Here is a 16,146-nt window from a genome sequence, read left to right on the forward strand (position 1 = left end):
AGATATGACCAGAATGCAGGATGCTGCGCTGCGCGCGCGCGCGCTCAAAGTGATCCCGAACGGGATGTACGGGCATGAATCGGTGCGGCTGTTGCCGGACAGTTTTCCGCAATTCTTCAGCAAGGCCGAAGGCGCCTATATCTGGGATGCCGACGGCAATCGCTATCTCGATTATATGTGCGCCTATGGCCCGAGCCTGCTCGGCTATCGCGACGAGCGGGTCGAGGCCGCGGCGCGCGCGCAGGCGGCGCTCGGCGATACGCTGACCGGTCCGTCGCCCGCGATGGTCGAACTCGCCGAAACGCTGGTGGCGATGGTCGATCATGCCGACTGGGTGATGTTCTGCAAAAATGGCACCGACGCCACGACGATGGCGATGAGCAGCGCGCGCGCGCAGACGGGCAAGCGGATCGTGCTGGTGGCGAAAGGCGCCTATCATGGGGCCGCGCCGTGGTGCACGCCGATCCCCGCGGGCACGGTCGCCGAGGATCGCGCGCATGTCCGTACCTATGCGTATAACGACGTCGCCAGCCTCGAGGCGGCGGTCGCCGACGCGGGCGACGATCTCGCCGCGATCTTCGCATCGCCGTTCCGTCACGATGCCTTCATCGATCAAGAAGCACCCGACCCCGCCTATGCCCGCCGCGCGCGCGCGCTTTGCGACACGACCGGCGCGATGCTCATCGTCGACGAGGTTCGCGCGGGCTTCCGTATCGCGCGGGGCAGCAGCTGGGCCGACCTCGGCGTGGCGCCCGACCTCAGCGCATGGGGCAAATGCTTCGCGAACGGGCACCCGATTTCGGCGCTGCTCGGCTCGGACAGCTGCCGCGAGGGTGCCGGTGCCATCTATGCGACCGGGTCTTTCTGGCTTTCCGCCGTCCCGATGGCGGCGGCGATCGAGACGCTGCGTATCATTCGCGAGACCGATTATCTTGAGCATATGATCCGCCTCGGCGACCGACTGCGAGCGGGGCTCGACACTGCCGCCGCGGGAAGCGGTTTTGTGCTGCGCCAGACCGGCCCGGTCCAGATGCCGCAGATCATGTTCGAGGGCGACCCCGATTTCCGCGTCGGCTATGCTTGGGCCGAGGAAATGCTCGCGCGCGGGATTTATGTTCACCCGTGGCACAACATGTTCCTCTGCGCCGCGATGACCGAGGCCGACATCGACCGCACTATCGCCGCCGCCAGGGATGCGTTCGGCGCCATTGCTGCGCGCCGCGACGAGCTCGTCCCGCACGCGGTGCTTGTCGCGATGGCGGCGGCGATGGCGACGCCCGAAACGGCCGGCTGAGGCGCCGCATGGACCAGCCTCTCGACCTGCTGGCGGTCGGGCTCACGACGCTCGACATCACCGTCCATCCGGTGTCGTCGCTTCCCGACGCCGATACCGGCGACCTTGTCGATTCGATCGTGCTTTCGCCCGCGGGTACGGCCGGCGGGACGGCGCTTGTTGCGCAGAAACTCGGTATGGCGGCCGGCATCGCCTCGGCGGTCGGCGACGATCCGCAGGGTAAGCTTGTGCGTTCGATGTTCGTTGCAGCAGGCGTCGACACCCGCATGCTCGCCACGCAGTCGGATATGCCGACCTCGACGACCGTGCTCCCGGTCCGTCCGGGCGGTGAACGGCCGAACTGGCACATGATGGGCGCCAGCGTCTTTGCGCCTGTCACTGATGCGATGTTCGCAGCGCTGCCGCGTACGACGGCGGTTCATTGGGGAGCCGTCGACTTCCCGGGCGTCGCGGATCGCGGCGCCGATTTTCTCCGTCAGGCGCGCGCGCTGGGCGCGTTCACGTCATGCGACCTGATCGCGCCGTCGGACGCCGCCAATGCCGACCTCGATAGGCTGCTGCCGCATATCGATCTGTTCATGCCAAGCCTGGCCGAAGTTCGCGCGCTTGCCCGCACCGACGATCCGGTGGAGGGTGCGCGATATTTCATGGCCAAGGGTGCTGGCGGCTGCCTTGTGAAGCTGGGCGCAAAGGGCGCCTTGCTGGTGCAGTCGGACCGGCAAATCCACGTCCCCGCCTATCGGATCGACCCCGTCGATACGACAAGCTGCGGGGACAGTTTGTGCGCGGGCTTCCATGCCGGGCGAAGCCGGGGACTCGATGGGGAGGCGGCCCTGCGCTTCGCGGTTGCGACGGCGGCGCAGGTTGCTCTGGGCATCGGAACGCTGGGCCGGCTCGGAGGCTATGATGAGACGCGCGCGTTTGCGCGCGACACACCCGTTAGTGGAGAGGTGCGATGACCGACGCCGAAGCCCGCCAGCAACTCGTTGATGCGATGCGCGCGCTCGATGCGCGCGGACTCAATCGCGGCACATCGGGGAATCTTTCGGTGCGCTACGCTTCCGGCATGCTGGTCACGCCTTCGGGTATCACGCCCGATCGCCTCGTGCCCGACACGATCGTCTTCGTCGACGGCGACGGCAGCGTCGCGCCGGGTGCTGCGCGACCCTCGAGCGAATGGCAGATGCATCTCGGCCTTTACCGCCGCCGCGCCGATGCAAAAGCCATCGTCCACTGCCATGCGCGTCATTCGACCATTTTGGCGTGCGCGCATCGCGAAATCCCTCCGCTTCACTACATGGTCGCGGTGAGTGGCGGCGCAAGCGTTCCGGTCGCGCCCTATGCAACCTTCGGCAGCGAGGAACTTGCGGAAGGGGTCGCGCAAACGCTTGGTGGCCGCTTCGCTTGCCTGATGGCCAATCATGGGTTGATCGCGCTCGGCCCGAGCCTCGCCACTGCCATGGCGATCGCCGAAGAGGTCGAAGAGCAGGCGGCGGTCTATTGCGGCACGCTGGCGATCGGCAGTCCCAAGCTGCTCGATCCTGTCGAGATGGAGCGAATCCTGGAAGCCTTCAAAGGGTATGGCCAGCGGTGACCGCGGCGGCTTTTCATCGAGTTCGTCCGGATAGCCGCCAGAAGGCCTTGCTCTCGCCATCGTTCTCGCCGCCCCGGTCCTCTTCAGGCTATGATGCCTTTGAGGCCTGACTAACGCCGGCCAATGCCGTAATCGATCCTGATCCTGACCCAAGCGCCCACCAGCGGCCGTCCACCGAGTCGCGGAGGCCGCACCTGGAACGCCCACGCCGCGGCGAGCACCGCGCGATTGATCTGCGATCCGTTCGGATATTCGTCGAGCCCGACGCAATCCTCGACTCGATAATCCGGCGCTGTGCGGCAAGCGATCAGTCCCCAACCGGGCCCGCTGGCGGTGGACAAATAGCCGCGCAGCTCGTCATCTCGCGGCTCGCGATACCATGCCGCTGCATAGAGCGGCTCGCCATTGGGGGCCGTTCCCACCCGCTCCGTATCGCGGGAGGAAGAGCTCCCGCCAATGTTAGGTGGCCCATAGACCTGCCCGCCAGGTGGACGAGTGCCGATCCGGGGAGGCGCCGGCGATGGTAGCCGTTCGGCTGGCGTCGCTATTGCCGGCGCGGCCTTGGATACTGCTACGGGCGGGGGCAGCGGTTCGGCCGGTTTGGACGGCAGCGGTTCCTCAGGTGCTGGCTGCGGCGGTTCGGGCTGCTCCTCGGTTCGCTCCGCGCTGCTCGGTTTGGGCGCTTCCTCCGAAATCTCGGTGGCCTCTAGGCTCACCACGCTGACGCGCGCCTCCCGATAATCGGGCGGCGTTTCCGAGCCAAAGGTGAGCAGCATGAGCAGCAGGAGCCCGGGAATCAGAACGGCCAGGCTTATGGCAAGCGTGCGGCGCCCAAGCCCGATGTTGAGCGGTTCAACGTAGGGGGTGGCTGGAACAGGGCTCAGCTGAAGCAATCTTTGGTGGTGGCGTCCGCTGGTCAACGTGCCGGGGCTACATCCGCGATGGGGTAGTGGGGCGCCAGACCTTTGACAAGTGTGAGCGCCGTCTGATGAACGAAATGGCGGCCGGAGGCCAGTGTTTCGCTTCGACCGGCTGCAGCGCGGGGGGCATCGGCCCAGAGATTGGCCTTAAAAAAAGGGAGGGCTACAGGGCCCTCCCTTTTTCTTTCGTTCGCCTCGCGTCAGCGTGTCTTGAACCGAACGCCCACGCGGAATGCACGGCCCAAGAGGTCCGAATAGGTGCTGTTCGCGGCCAGGCCGGTTTCGGGCAGCAGGATCGGGTCGCCGTTGAGCAGGTTCGTCACATTAAAGAAGAACTCGCCCTGCGTGTCGCCACCGCCGGAGAATTTCTGCGTCAGATTGAGATCGACGTAGAATGCTCCTTTGACGCGGTTCTTTTCATAGGTCGGCGCGTTGACCGTCGAGACGGGGCAGGTGGTCTGGCATTCGATGCCGTTGGCGACATATTTGCCCGCGCTTACGCCGCGGCCAACTGCCGTGATGCTGAAATCGTCGTGATCATAGGCGGCGCTGACGCGGTAGATCCATTTCGGCGTGCTGAACTGGCCGCCGTTCACGCCCACCGTGTTGAGCACCACCGTGCCGGGGACGCCGCTGTCGAAGCGGTTTTCCAGATAGCGCGTGGCAAGGCCGCGGAGCGTGAAGGTGCCGCTGCTTTCTCCGAGCGGGATGCGATAGGACGCGTCGATGTCGAGGCCACGCATTTTTTGGCTTGCCGCGTTAAACGGCCGCGTCAGGATGACCAAATAGGGCTGCGCTGGGTTCTGGGTTCGCGCTGGATCGACGCTAATCGCGTCGCAGAACGCCTGCTCGCCCAGAAAGCACAGATTGACGATCTGTTGGGCGCTGAAAGCGCTGATCCCGCTTTTCAATTTGATGTCGAAATAGTCGACCGCAAGGTTGAACCCCGGAAGGAAGGTTGGCGTAAAGACTGCGCCGACATTCCACTGGTCAGACTTTTCGGGTGTCAGATCGGTGTTGCCGGTCGCGAACCCGGAATAGCTGTAGCCCGCCTGCGGCGGCTGTCCGGCAGGGACGAAGGACGGGCTGGTGCCCGTAATGAAACCGGGATTGCTGACCGAATCGCTGTTCGCCGTACCCGCCTGGAACAGATCGTTGAGGTTGGGTGCGCGGATGTCGCGCGAACGGGTGACTCGCAGGCGAATATCGTCGATCGGCTGCCAGGTCGCGCCCGCCTTCCATGTCGTGACATAGCCGGCGGTCGAATAATCGGTCGCGCGCACCGCACCATTGAATTCCAGGCCGAAACCGAGCGGAACGACGGTTTCGAAATAGGCTTCCTTGACGTTATAGGATCCGCGGCTGGGCAGATAGTTGCCCACCGACCAGCGATTGGTGGCACCGGTGACGTTGCCGTTCGCATCGCGGATCGGCACCGGCTGGAACTCATCGGGGACAAAACCGCTGACCTCTTCCTTGCGATATTCGGCGCCGATCGCGACGCTGACATCGCCCGCCCAGGTCGCGAACGGCGTGGCCGAGAAGTTCGCGCCGACCACCATCTGTTCGATCACCTGGTCGCGGTACGGATCGCCCAGCACATAATCGATCGCCGCCGGATCAGCGACGCCGAGGCCGAGGCGATTTAACGGAACGCACGCCGCATCGTTGTTATTCGGGTTCGCATCGACGTTGATCAGGCACTGGATCGACCCTGCGGGAAAGCCGCTGCCGGCGGGCGCAAAGGCCGCGTCGCGTGCGGCGTTGATGCGTGCAATGTTCTGGATGTCGCGCAGTTGCTCACGCAGTTCGGCGCGGCCATATTGACCGTATATATCCCAGCGTGCCGTCTTTCCAAATGCGTCAAACTCCCCCTCCGCGCCGATCAGGTAACGCTGCACCTCGCGCTTGTTGTTGATCCCGCGGAACGGCAGGTCGGCCGACGTCGTGGCGACGGTGACGCTGGTGATGCCCTGCAACCGTGCCGCGCCCAGCGTGTTGAGCAGGAAAGCGTTGCAGGTGATCGGGACCGGCGTCTGGGTGCAGCCGGTCGCATTGAGCACGATGCCGGTCTGCAGGTTCGGACCGGCGTTGAACAACACCTCCTGCTTGTTGTAAGCGGCTTCGGCGAACAGTTCGATGCCGTCGCTGACCTCATAGCTGAGGCGGCCGAACACGCCGTAACGGTCGTCGCGCGGATCGAGGCCGATATTGCGTCCTGAATCGTTGACCCGCCAGTCGCCGCCCCGGGTGCGCAGCGGCACCGCGGTGCCGGTTGGCGAAGGGAAGGTCATATCGCCCCAGACGAACTGGTTGACCGACCCGCCATTGCCGAAATAGAGGCCGCGCAGCCGGTTGGCCGCACCGCCGGTCGAATTGGTGATGATGCTGCCGGGAGTGGAGTTGACCGGGCCCGCGCCGCGCACGAAAATATACTGCGGCGCGCCCGAGTTGGCGTTCGCCAGATAGGCCGGGTTCTCGAACCGCAGAAACCCGATCTGATTCCAGTCGCGATCGACCTGGAAAATGCCGTCGCGGTGCGCGACCTCGCCGCTCAGCAGGATGTGACCGCGCCCGCCCGCAAACGCCATCCCACCCGCGACGCTGGCCGAATAGTTGAAGCCGTCGCCTTCTTGGGTGACGCCGCTGTCGGCCTCGATCTTCAGCCCCTCATATTTGTTGTTGAGGATGAAGTTGACAACGCCCGCGACCGCATCCGAGCCATAGGCCGCGGAGGCGCCGCCGGTGACGACCTCGACGCTCGAGATCAGCGCTTGCGGGATGGTGTTGATGTCGACCACCCCGGTGATCGCCGAGCCCACCGAACGCCGGCCGTTGACCAGCACCAGCGTCCGAGTCCCGCTCGAATTAGCATCCAGGTTGCGCAGGTTGAGCGTGTTGATGCCCGCCTGACCGCTTGAAATGTTGAGGCGCGAATTGGACGGACGGGTCGAGCCGGCAAGCGACGGCAGCGTGTTGACGAAATCGGCGATGTTGTTCGTCGGCGAGCTGTTTTCGATCTCCGTTTCGCTCAGCACGGTCAGCGGCGTCGGCGCCTGGAACCCGTCGCGCACGATGCGCGTGCCGGTGACGACAATCTGGTCGGCCGCCGCCGCATCGCTGTCCGCGGAAGCCGTGGCCTCCTGCGCCAGCGCCGGCGCTCCTTGAACCAGAACCAGTGCGGTCATCGCCGCGCCGAAACGGATTTTGTGGCCCAGCGGCCGACGAGCTCGTCCAAGATCACGCATGTTAACAGTCCCCTTTTTTTGCCCAGAAGCCAAGCCGCACGCCGCCCGAGGCGTACCCCGGCGCCGGTGCGCCGAGTTGGCTTGCCCTTATGTCCCACCTGACCGCCCGGCGGGCGCTTGGCTCCGCCTTCTTATGTTTTTCGTGATATTCGTCGTATCGGTCCGGCCATCGCCACGTTCAAGGCGCGCGGACAGCCGGGTTCGTGACAGCGAGGTTACAGGGTGGCCGCAGCCGGTCAACCGCTTCGCTATGAACCTGGCGATATGGATATATAGCCCAAGGGAATGGTTTCGCCGAAATGCGTCGGCGCCGGATGCGGATAGCTTGCGGTTATAGGCGGCAGACCGCTTGCTATGGCGTTGCGGCACCGCGTTGCGATAGGTCGGGCTTCGTCATCTTCATTCCTTGTCGGGGAGGCCCTGTTGATCCAGCGCCGTGCGTTCCTGTTGGCTTCCGCCGCGCTCGTCGCGATGCCGGGAAGCCTTATTGCGAAACCAAGGGTCAAAGGCGGCAAGGGCGTCGCCCGCTCCATCAGGCTGCCCGGCTCGCGTGCGGCGATCGAGGTCATCGAAGACGAGTTGGGTGTGCCGCATGTCCGCGCCGCCTCGCTGCACGATGCTTTCTTCGGGCAGGGCTATCTGGTCGCGCGCGACCGGCTGTTCCAGATTGACATGGAGCATCGCCGCGACATGGGACGGATGGCCGAAGCCTTCGGCCCGCGTTTTGTCGCCGCCGACCGGGGCGCGCGGCTCTTCCTCTATCGCGGCGATGTCGAAGCCGAACTGGCGGCGCTGCCGCCCGACGTGCTCGAATGCGCGCGCGGCTATGTTGCCGGGGTGAACGCCCGGATCGACGAACTGGTGGCCGATCCGGCAGGGTTGCCGCTGGAATATGGTATATTGGGGATCAGCCCGCTGCGCTGGGATATAAACGACCTGGTGCGCAACCGCGGCATCGGCATGGGCGACGCCGACGACGAGGTGCGCCGGGCGCAGCTTCAGGCGCGGGGCCTGCTGGAGGCGGATCTGCTGATGGCGCCGCTGCGCCCCGCCTGGTCCTTCACCGTGCCGGCAGGGCTCGACTGCGCGGCGGTGAGCGACGCCGACCTCGGCATATTGGATCCGGCGACCCGGCCGACATCCTTCGATCCCGCCCAAGAGGCCCGGTTCGATCCCGAACAGCGTTGGGGCGACCGCTTTGCGCTGGGCAGCAATGCCTGGACGATCGCGCCGTCGCGCAGCGCGACGGGGCGGCCGATCCTCGCCAACGATCCGCACCTCGGCATCGGCCGCGCGAGTCCGCGTCATATGTGCCATCTGACGGCACCGGGGCTCGATGTCATCGGCGCGGGCGCGCCGGGGCTGCCCGGCATCATGCAGGGTCACACCGATCGCTTTGCCTTCGGCCGCACAAATTTCCACATCGACCAGACCGACCTGTTCATCCTGCGCACCAAGGAGGATGATCCGGGCCGATATTGGCACAAGGGCGCGTGGCGGGCCTTCGAGACGTTCGAGGACGAGATCGTCGTCAAGGGCGCGCCGAGTGAACGCGTGACGCTGCGCTATGCCGCGGGCCGTCCGATCGTGTCGCAGGACGTAGCGCGGGGCCGCGCGGTCGCCTTTGCCACGGTCAGCATGCTGCCCGGTGCGAACCAGCGGTTCGCGATCATCGCGATCAATCTGTCGAAGGACTGGGCATCGCTGCGGCAGGCGTGCAAGCTGCATGTATCGCCGACCAATCTCCATTATGCCGACATCGACGGCAACACCGGCTGGCAGACGATCGGATTCGCCCCGCGGCGGCCCAAGCATGACGGCCTGTTCCCCGCGCCCGGCGACGGCGATTTCGACTGGACGGGCATTTTGCCGGTCGAGGATATGCCCCATGTCTATAACCCGCCCGCAGGATGGTTCGCGTCGGCGAACCAGATGAACCTGCCCGCCGGCTATCCCTATCGCGAGCGGATCATCAGCTTCAGCTGGAGCGACCCCTTTCGTTACGACCGAGTCGCCGAGGTGCTGCGCAGCCAGCCGAAGCATCGGATCGAGGACAGCATCGCGCTCCAGCACGACGTCCAGTCGCTTCCGGCGCGGGCGCTGTTGAAGCTCCTTCCGGCCAGCCTATCGGCAGAAGCGGCGCCGGCGGCCGCGCTGCTCCGGCGATGGGATTGCGGGATCGAGGCCGACAGCGCGGCCGCGCTGCTGTATGAAATGGTGATGCCGGCGCTGTCGTCGGACTTCTACGACCGGATTGTGCCGGCGGCGGCGCGCGACCTGATCCCGTCGGTCAATCTGTCGGAAATGCTGCGCATCCTTGCGTCGCCGGACAAGCGTCTGGGCGAGAATCCCGCTGCCGCGCGCGACGCGCTGATCGACGCCGCGCTGGCGGCCGGGTGGAAGAAGGCGGTCGAACTGGGCGGCCCCGATCCCGCACGCTGGCGGTGGGGCGACCTGCACCGCGTGAACATCACGCATCCGCTGTCGTCGAATCCGGCGATCGCAGCCGCTTTCCCCAAGATCGACGGCGGCCGGTCGGGCGGCGACGGCACCACGCCGATGGCGCGCGGCTTCAACGCCAAGCGCGGTTTCCAGGTGTCGCATGGCGCCAGCTATCTGTTCGTTGCCGACGTCGGCGCTTGGGACAACAGCCGCTTCCTGCTGCTGCCCGGCCAGTCCGCCGATCCCCGGTCACCGCGCTATCGCGACTTCTATCCGCGCTGGCTTGCGGGCGCCATGCAGCCGCTGTGGTTCAGCGAGGCGGCGGTCGATCGGCACGCCGCCGCGCGACTGATCCTGGCGCCTGCCGCCGATTGACCTATAGCGCTTCGGCGACGGCGACCAGCGCGCGGTCGACCGCCGCTGTCGCCTGACTGTCGGTCCCGTCGGGCATATCGTTGGCCAGCGCCGAAAAGACGAGCATCCGTCCGCTGCGGGTGACGAAATAACCCGACAACGCGCGGGATGCGTTGAGCGATCCGGTCTTGGCGAACAGCCTGCCTTCCAGAAATGTTCCCTTGAAGCGGCTCTGCAACGTGCCGTCGCGCCCGGCGATCGGCAGCGTATCGCGCCACGCGGCGCCCCAGGGCTGGCGCGCGATCCACGTCAGCAGGCCGACGGCGGCGCGCGGCGTGATACGGTTATAGGTCGACATGCCGGACCCGTCCGAAAAGCCATAGCTGGTCTCGGGCAGCCCCGCCTGCGTCATCACCTGCCGCATCACCGCCTGCCCGTCGGCGATCGAGCCGCTGCCCGATTGCCGCGCGACGCGCCGCAGCATCAGTTCGCTATGGAGATTCTGGCTCTCCTTGTTGATCCGCACCATGTTTTCGGCGAGCGGCGGCACGGGCAATTCGGCAAGCATCGCGGGTTCGGCCTGCGCGACAGCTGGTGGGCCCTTGCGGTCCGCCGCGTCATAGGCGGGAGCCAGCGGCTGATGGCGTGCCACGACATCGCCGTCCACCCGCACCCCGCGCGCGCGCAGCAGGTCGCGAAAGCGCCACGCGGCATAATGCGCCGGATCGTCGATACCAAAACGCAGCGTGACGGGCGGCGCCTCGGCGCCGATTGTGCCGGTCAGACGGAAGGTGCGGCTGCCCGGCGCGCGGACGGCAGCGATGTCCTCGGCCTTGCCCGCCACGGTGGTGGCCCGATTTTCGATCTCATAATAGCCGGACGCCTCCACATTCGCGCCCGCGCCGACGGCGCCCGGCGCCAGCTTTATCACCAGCTCATTGTCGTCGAGCGTCAGCGCCGATGTGCCGGTGCCATAGCGCGACTGGATATTGTTCCAGCTCATCCCCGGGCTCCAGCGCTCGTCGGGAAACCAGCTGTCGTCGCCAATGACATGGCGGACATGCCGCGTCTTCGCGGCGACCGCATCGGCCAGCGTCCGCAGGCAGTCGATCACGCAGTCGTCGGCGCTCGACAGGCGGGGGTCGCCGCGGCCGTGCAGCACGACGTCGGTCACGCCGCCGCTTTCTTCGAGCCGTACCCCAGTGCCCTTCGCGGTCCGCTGAAGCAGCGGCAGCTGCGCATAAGCGATGGCGGTGGTGAACATCTTGGTGTTCGACGCGGGGATGAAACGCTGGTCGGGTGCGATCGACACCAATATTTCGCCATCGAGCGTCGTGACGAGCACGCCAAAACGCGCCCCCGCCGGCCCTTCGGCCAATTTCTGCTCGACCGTCGTCAGCAGCGGTGCGGCCGGTGGACTCGCGGCGGTCTGGGCATGGGCGGGAGCGGGGGCAAGCAGCAACGCGGCGAAGGCCGGGGCCACATGTTTGATCGATGTTTTCATATGATTTTCTGTTCGTCCCATGCTGCGATAAGCCGTTCGCCCACCGCGGGGCGCAGGATGGCGATGCCGCTGTCGGCGTGGCGGGTCGGATGGACCCGGTTGGTGAGCAAGGTCCATGCGAGGCCGCGCTCGAAATCGATCCACAGCCCGGTGCCGGTGAAGCCGGTGTGGCCGATGGTGTCGGCCGAGCCCGCGTCGCCCCCGTGCCATCCGGCAAAGGCGCGCTCCCAGCCGCAGGTCCGATGCCCTTCGTGCGCGGTGCGGACCTCGGCCATCATCGCGGACGAAAGCATCGATCCGTCCAGCATCGCGCGGGCAAAGCCCAACACGCCGTCGATGGTGCCGAAAAGTCCGGCGTGACCCGGCGCGCCGCCGAGCGCGAAGGCATTTTCGTCGTGCACCTCGCCCTTCATCACGTGCCCGCGCCAGCTGCAATCCTCGGTCGCGACCGCCGGGCCGGGCGGTAGGCCGAAGCCGAGCCCCTCGCCGAGCGGCCAGTCGGACAGCGGCGCGCCCGTGATCCGCTCGATCGCGATGCCGAGCAGGATGAAGTTGATGTCCGAATAGACCGGCGGGCCGTGGCGCCATTCGCGCTGGAGGACAAAGGCGCGCAGCCGCGCCGGGTCGTCGCCATAGGTATAGATGGGCTCGACCGCGGGCAGGAAGGTCCGGTGCATAAGGCAGTCGCGAAAGGTCAGCCGGCGCTCGGCGGCGCCCGCGACATCATATTGGCGCAGGTCGGGTATCGCGTCGGTCAGCGGCCGGTCGAGGTCGAGGCGCCCCTGTTCGGCGAGCGTCAGGATCATCGTGGTGGTCGCGATCACCTTGCTGAGCGAGGCGAGGTCGAACCAGTGATCGCGTGTCAGCGTTTCGCGCTCGGGGACGAGGGACGCCATTCCGGCGAAACACACGGCGCTCTGCCCGTCGGTTTGCACTACCCCCAGTGCCGCGCCCGGGATGCGGCCGCTCTCGACCGCTTCCAGCGCCGGTGCGAACCCTTGTTCGCAAATCGCCTCGATCGTCATGGCGGCGTGCGTCCTTTCACACGCGCGATCACGGGCAACAGGAAGATCGCCGCGAAGCTCAGGGCGCCCGAAAGCAGGAAAAAGCCGTCGTAGCCGATCTGCGTCTGCATCGTACCCGATGCGCCGGCGAGCAGGCGCGGCAGCAGAAAGGCAAAGCCCGACAGCAGGGCATATTGCGCCCCGGGATAGTTCGGGCTCACCAGCATCGAGAGATAGACCACGAACACCGCGCCCGCGAAACCATTGCCGAACTGGTCGATCGCCACGGAGGTGTAGAGGACGAAGGCCGACGGCTCGCTGTGCCAGAGCCAGACGTATATCCAGTTGCCCGCCGCCGCGGTCACCGCGCCGATTGCGAGCGTCCAGGCGAGCGGCAATCGTGTCGTCAGCCAGCCGCCGAGCGCGACGCCCGCCATGCTCGCCGAAAGCGCGACCACGCCGTCGGCGACGCCGATCTGCTGCAGGCTGTAGCCCGCCTCGTTCCACAGCGGATGCGAGAGCGTCAGGGTGAGGACGTCGCCCATGCGATAGAGCGAGACAAAGGCCAGCACCGCCAGCACCGCATAACCATAACGCCAGAACAGCTCGACATAGGGCGCGACGAAGGCGGACATGCTCGCCGGCGCGTCGGCGGGCAGGCGGCGGATGCGGGGCAGGGCCAAGGCCAGCGCTACGAAGGGCAATAGCGCCACGCCCAGGACGATCGGCGTCACATTGGTCTTCGACGAAAAGCCCGCGCCCTGCACCGCGGACAACAATGCCCAGCCCACCAATGTGGTGACGAGCGCGACCCCGAGCAGCACGGCCAGGCTGGCGAGCGTCCCCGCGATCAGCGCGCGCACGCGGCCTGTGGTGCCTTCATGTTCGGGCCGCATCGCGGCGAGGATCGGAAAGGGCGCAAATGCTGCGACCGCGATGGCCAGATAGGCCCAGGTCCAGTCGGCCCACGCCGCGACCAGCACCGCGCCGCTGCCCGCCGCGACCATGGCGCTGCGATAGCCCCACAAATTGGCGGCGACGATCGGCGCCTGTTCGGCCTGCGTCGGCGCGAGTTCGATGCGCCAGCCGTCGGCGGCAACCTCCAGCGTCGTCGTCCAGAAGGCGAGCAGGATGGCGAACAGCGCGGTCAGTGGCAGACTCTCGTCGCTCGACGTGAAGGCCATCGCGACCATCGACAGAAAGATGCCGAGCTGCGAGAGCATGATCCACCCGCGCCGGCGCCCCCAGAAGCGCGAGAAGCCCGGCACATCGTACCGATCGAGCAGCGGTGCCCAGGCGAATTTGAAGGTCGGCAGTAGCGCGATCCAGGCGAAGAAGCCGATGATCACGATGTCCACGCCATGCCGTGAGAGGCGCAGCGTCAGCACGGCATTGAACATGTAAAAGGGCAGCCCCGCCGCAAAGCCGAGAAGCAGATAGAGGCCGAGCAGGCGACGCGGCGATGGGCGCGCCGGAAGCGCCCCCGTCATGGCGTTCGCTTCGATCGCCGCCGCGGTCATGCGTCTGCCTTCGGGTCGTCCGCCTCGGGCCCGATCGCCTTCTCCCAGCGCGCCACCACGGTGGTGACCGTCAGATTGGCGCTGGCGCTCGCCACGGTGCGCGTCATGTCGAGCAATCGGTCGAAGGGGAGGATGAAGCCGACCACGAGCGCTGTCTGCTCGGGCGAAACGCCGACCGACGAAAGCACCGCGGCGAGCATGAACAGCGATGCCGACGGGATCGGCGCGGTGCCGAAGGCCGCGAGCGCGCCGGTCAGCAGGATGATCGCCAGCATCGACAGATCGGGATCGACGCCCACCGCCTGAAGGCTGAAGATGCTGAGCAGGCCGACATACATGGCGGTGCCGTCCTTGCCGATGCTCGCACCGATCGGCAACACCGTCGACGCGACGCCGGGGGCGATCCGCAGGTCTTCGAGCGCGATGCGCAGCGCGACGGGCAGGGTGGCGGCGGACGACGCGGTCGAAAAGGCCACCGCCAGCGCGTCGATGATCGTCCGGTAGAAACGGCGGACCGGCTGCCGCGCGACAAAGGCGATCAGCGGCAGGTGGACGAGCAGGATTTGCAGGATCACGCCCGCCGCGACGCCGACCGCCAGCCAGCCGATATGGGTGAACACGGCGACGCCATTATCGGCCACCGCCTTGGCGATCAGCGCGAGCACGCCGAAGGGGGTCATTTCCATGATGATCCGCACCAGGTGGAACAGCACCTGTCCGGCCGATTGCAACAAGTCCGCCATCGGGCGCCCTTGCTCACCCGCCAGGATGACGCCGAAGCCGAAAATCATGGAAAAGAAGATGATCGCGAGCATGTCGCCCTCGGCCAGCGACTGGACGATATTGACGGGCACGATGCCGATCAGCTGGTCGTGCAGCGATTTGGCCTCTCCCAGCGCGTGGGGGACCGCGGTGCCCAGCGCGGCCCCTTTACCCGGCTCGAGCAGCAGGCCGACGACGATGCCGATCGACACGGCGCAGAAAGTGGTCGCCGCGAACAGCCCGATCGTTCGTGCGCCGACCGACCCGAGCTTGCGCGGGTCGGCGAGCGCGGTGACCCCCGACGCGATGCTGATGAACACGATGGGGACGACCAGCATCCGGATCAGCCGGACGAACAATTCGCCGACAAATGCTATTGCGGATGTCGCGGCGGGCCAGGCAAGGCCCAGCACCACGCCGATCACCATGGCGCCCAACACGCGTTGCCACAGCGGAATCGCGAACCAGCCGCGAAGAAATCCTGTCATCGACCCATGTGCCCCGATCGTGTCAAATCCCGCCCCAAAAGCCGGGCCGTGGCGGCGATAGCATGCCGTTTGCCCCGCTGACGCCGCCGGTGCGATCCTCTGCAAGCCAGAGCGGCCCGTCAAGATCAACGAAGCTGCTCTGTGCCGCAACGGCCCAGGCGGGTGCGATCGACAGCGACGAACAGATCATGCAGCCCGTCATCACGCCCAGTCCGCGTTCGTGCGCCGCACGCGCAAGATCGAGCGCGGCGGTCAGCCCGCCAGTCTTGTCGAGCTTGATGTTCACGACCGCATAGCCATCGGGCAGATCGTTGAGATCGGCCGCGACATGCACCGACTCATCGGCTGCAATCGGGATCGCCGAGCGGAAACCGGCGAGGTCGCCGTCGGCATCGGCGGGCAGCGGCTGTTCGAGCAGGTCGATGCGCAAATCGGTCATCAGCCCCTGCAGATCGCGGACCTCGTCGATGGCCCAGCTTTCGTTCGGGTCGACGATCATCCGCGGCCTTGGCGCCGCGTTACGGACGGCTTTGAGCTGTGAGACCGGATCGCTCCGGTCGACCTTGACCTTCACCAGCGGCGCGTCGGCGAGCGCCGCGGCAGCGACTGCCATACGGTCGGGCGTATCGAGGCTGACCGTCATTGCGGTGACAATCGGGCGCAGCGGTTTTTCGAGGTCGAACGCCGTCGCGAAGTCGCGTCCCGCCAGCCGTAATTCCAGATCCCAAAGCGCGCAGTCGACCGCGTTGCGCGCGGCGCCGGCGGGCATCAGTTGTAATAACTCTTGCCGGTCCGCGCCTCGCTCGATCGCCCCGCGCGCTGCCTCGATCGCGAGGACCGTGCTTTCGGCATTCTCGCCATAGCGGGGATAGGGAACGCATTCGCCGCGCCCGGTTACGCCATCCTGCATGATGGCGACGGTCACGACCTGCGCCGCGGTCTTGACCCCGCGCGATATGCGAAAGGGCGTGTGCAGCGGCAGGATCTCGCCGGCGACGGTCAGGGTGCGGTGCATG

At 66.5% G+C, this 16,146-nt stretch carries 11 protein-coding genes; 4 read left to right on the plus strand and 7 right to left on the minus strand.

From position 1 onward, the window contains the following. Positions 1 to 4 precede the first annotated feature (4 nt). The 3 genes from V6M50_RS16365 to V6M50_RS16375 are packed head-to-tail and all read left to right on the plus strand — an operon-like array spanning position 5 to position 2,888. A complete protein-coding gene (locus V6M50_RS16365; protein ID WP_332819645.1) occupies positions 5 to 1,294 on the plus strand; it encodes an aminotransferase class III-fold pyridoxal phosphate-dependent enzyme in 1,290 nt (429 codons plus the stop codon). A gap of 8 nt (positions 1,295 to 1,302) precedes the next feature. Further along, positions 1,303 to 2,253 (plus strand): carbohydrate kinase family protein, encoded by a 951-nt coding sequence (locus V6M50_RS16370; protein ID WP_332819646.1) that lies wholly within the window; start codon positions 1,303 to 1,305, stop codon positions 2,251 to 2,253. Beyond that, positions 2,250 to 2,888, plus strand: coding sequence for a class II aldolase/adducin family protein (locus tag V6M50_RS16375; protein ID WP_332819647.1), 639 nt, complete (start codon positions 2,250 to 2,252; stop codon positions 2,886 to 2,888). Before V6M50_RS16370 ends, V6M50_RS16375 begins: the two co-directional genes overlap by 4 nt. Before the next feature lie 110 nt (positions 2,889 to 2,998). On the opposite strand, the gene V6M50_RS16380 is transcribed toward V6M50_RS16375, so the two are convergent. Continuing rightward, positions 2,999 to 3,781 (minus strand): hypothetical protein, encoded by a 783-nt coding sequence (locus tag V6M50_RS16380; protein ID WP_332819648.1) that lies wholly within the window; start codon positions 3,779 to 3,781, stop codon positions 2,999 to 3,001. Between the two features lie 227 nt (positions 3,782 to 4,008). Beyond that, positions 4,009 to 6,996 carry a TonB-dependent receptor plug domain-containing protein gene (locus V6M50_RS16385; protein ID WP_332819649.1) on the minus strand — a complete coding sequence of 996 codons (2,988 nt, stop codon included), beginning with the start codon at positions 6,994 to 6,996 and terminating at the stop codon, positions 4,009 to 4,011. A 483-nt stretch (positions 6,997 to 7,479) separates the two neighbouring features. Here V6M50_RS16385 and V6M50_RS16390 point away from each other — a divergent pair, with 483 nt between their 5' ends. Then, positions 7,480 to 9,873, plus strand: a complete 2,394-nt coding sequence (locus V6M50_RS16390) for a penicillin acylase family protein (RefSeq protein ID WP_332819650.1) — start codon at positions 7,480 to 7,482, stop codon at positions 9,871 to 9,873. A 1-nt stretch (position 9,874) separates the two neighbouring features. On the opposite strand, the gene dacB is transcribed toward V6M50_RS16390, so the two are convergent. Genes dacB through dgcA form a run of 5 tightly spaced genes read right to left on the minus strand, consistent with a single transcriptional unit; the run spans position 9,875 to position 16,145 of the window. Next, entirely contained in the window at positions 9,875 to 11,356 is a 1,482-nt protein-coding gene (gene dacB / locus V6M50_RS16395) for a D-alanyl-D-alanine carboxypeptidase/D-alanyl-D-alanine endopeptidase (protein ID WP_332819651.1), read from the minus strand. Continuing rightward, positions 11,353 to 12,381, minus strand: coding sequence for a serine hydrolase domain-containing protein (locus V6M50_RS16400; protein ID WP_332819652.1), 1,029 nt, complete (start codon positions 12,379 to 12,381; stop codon positions 11,353 to 11,355). Before V6M50_RS16400 ends, dacB begins: the two co-directional genes overlap by 4 nt. Continuing rightward, the gene (locus V6M50_RS16405; protein ID WP_332819653.1) at positions 12,378 to 13,880 is read right to left on the minus strand and encodes a permease; all 1,503 of its coding nucleotides are present in this window, start codon (positions 13,878 to 13,880) and stop codon (positions 12,378 to 12,380) included. The genes V6M50_RS16400 and V6M50_RS16405 overlap by 4 nt, the downstream gene beginning before the upstream one ends. Continuing rightward, positions 13,877 to 15,130: a dicarboxylate/amino acid:cation symporter gene (locus V6M50_RS16410; RefSeq protein ID WP_332819654.1), complete on the minus strand. Its 1,254-nt coding sequence runs from the start codon at positions 15,128 to 15,130 to the stop codon at positions 13,877 to 13,879. The genes V6M50_RS16405 and V6M50_RS16410 overlap by 4 nt, the downstream gene beginning before the upstream one ends. Before the next feature lie 22 nt (positions 15,131 to 15,152). Next, positions 15,153 to 16,145 carry an N-acetyl-D-Glu racemase DgcA gene (gene dgcA, locus V6M50_RS16415; protein ID WP_332819655.1) on the minus strand — a complete coding sequence of 331 codons (993 nt, stop codon included), beginning with the start codon at positions 16,143 to 16,145 and terminating at the stop codon, positions 15,153 to 15,155. Position 16,146: the final 1 nt, after the last annotated feature.

Origin of the sequence: Sphingopyxis sp. (assembly GCF_036675685.1) — a bacterium.
Taxonomy (GTDB): Bacteria; Pseudomonadota; Alphaproteobacteria; order Sphingomonadales; family Sphingomonadaceae; genus Sphingopyxis.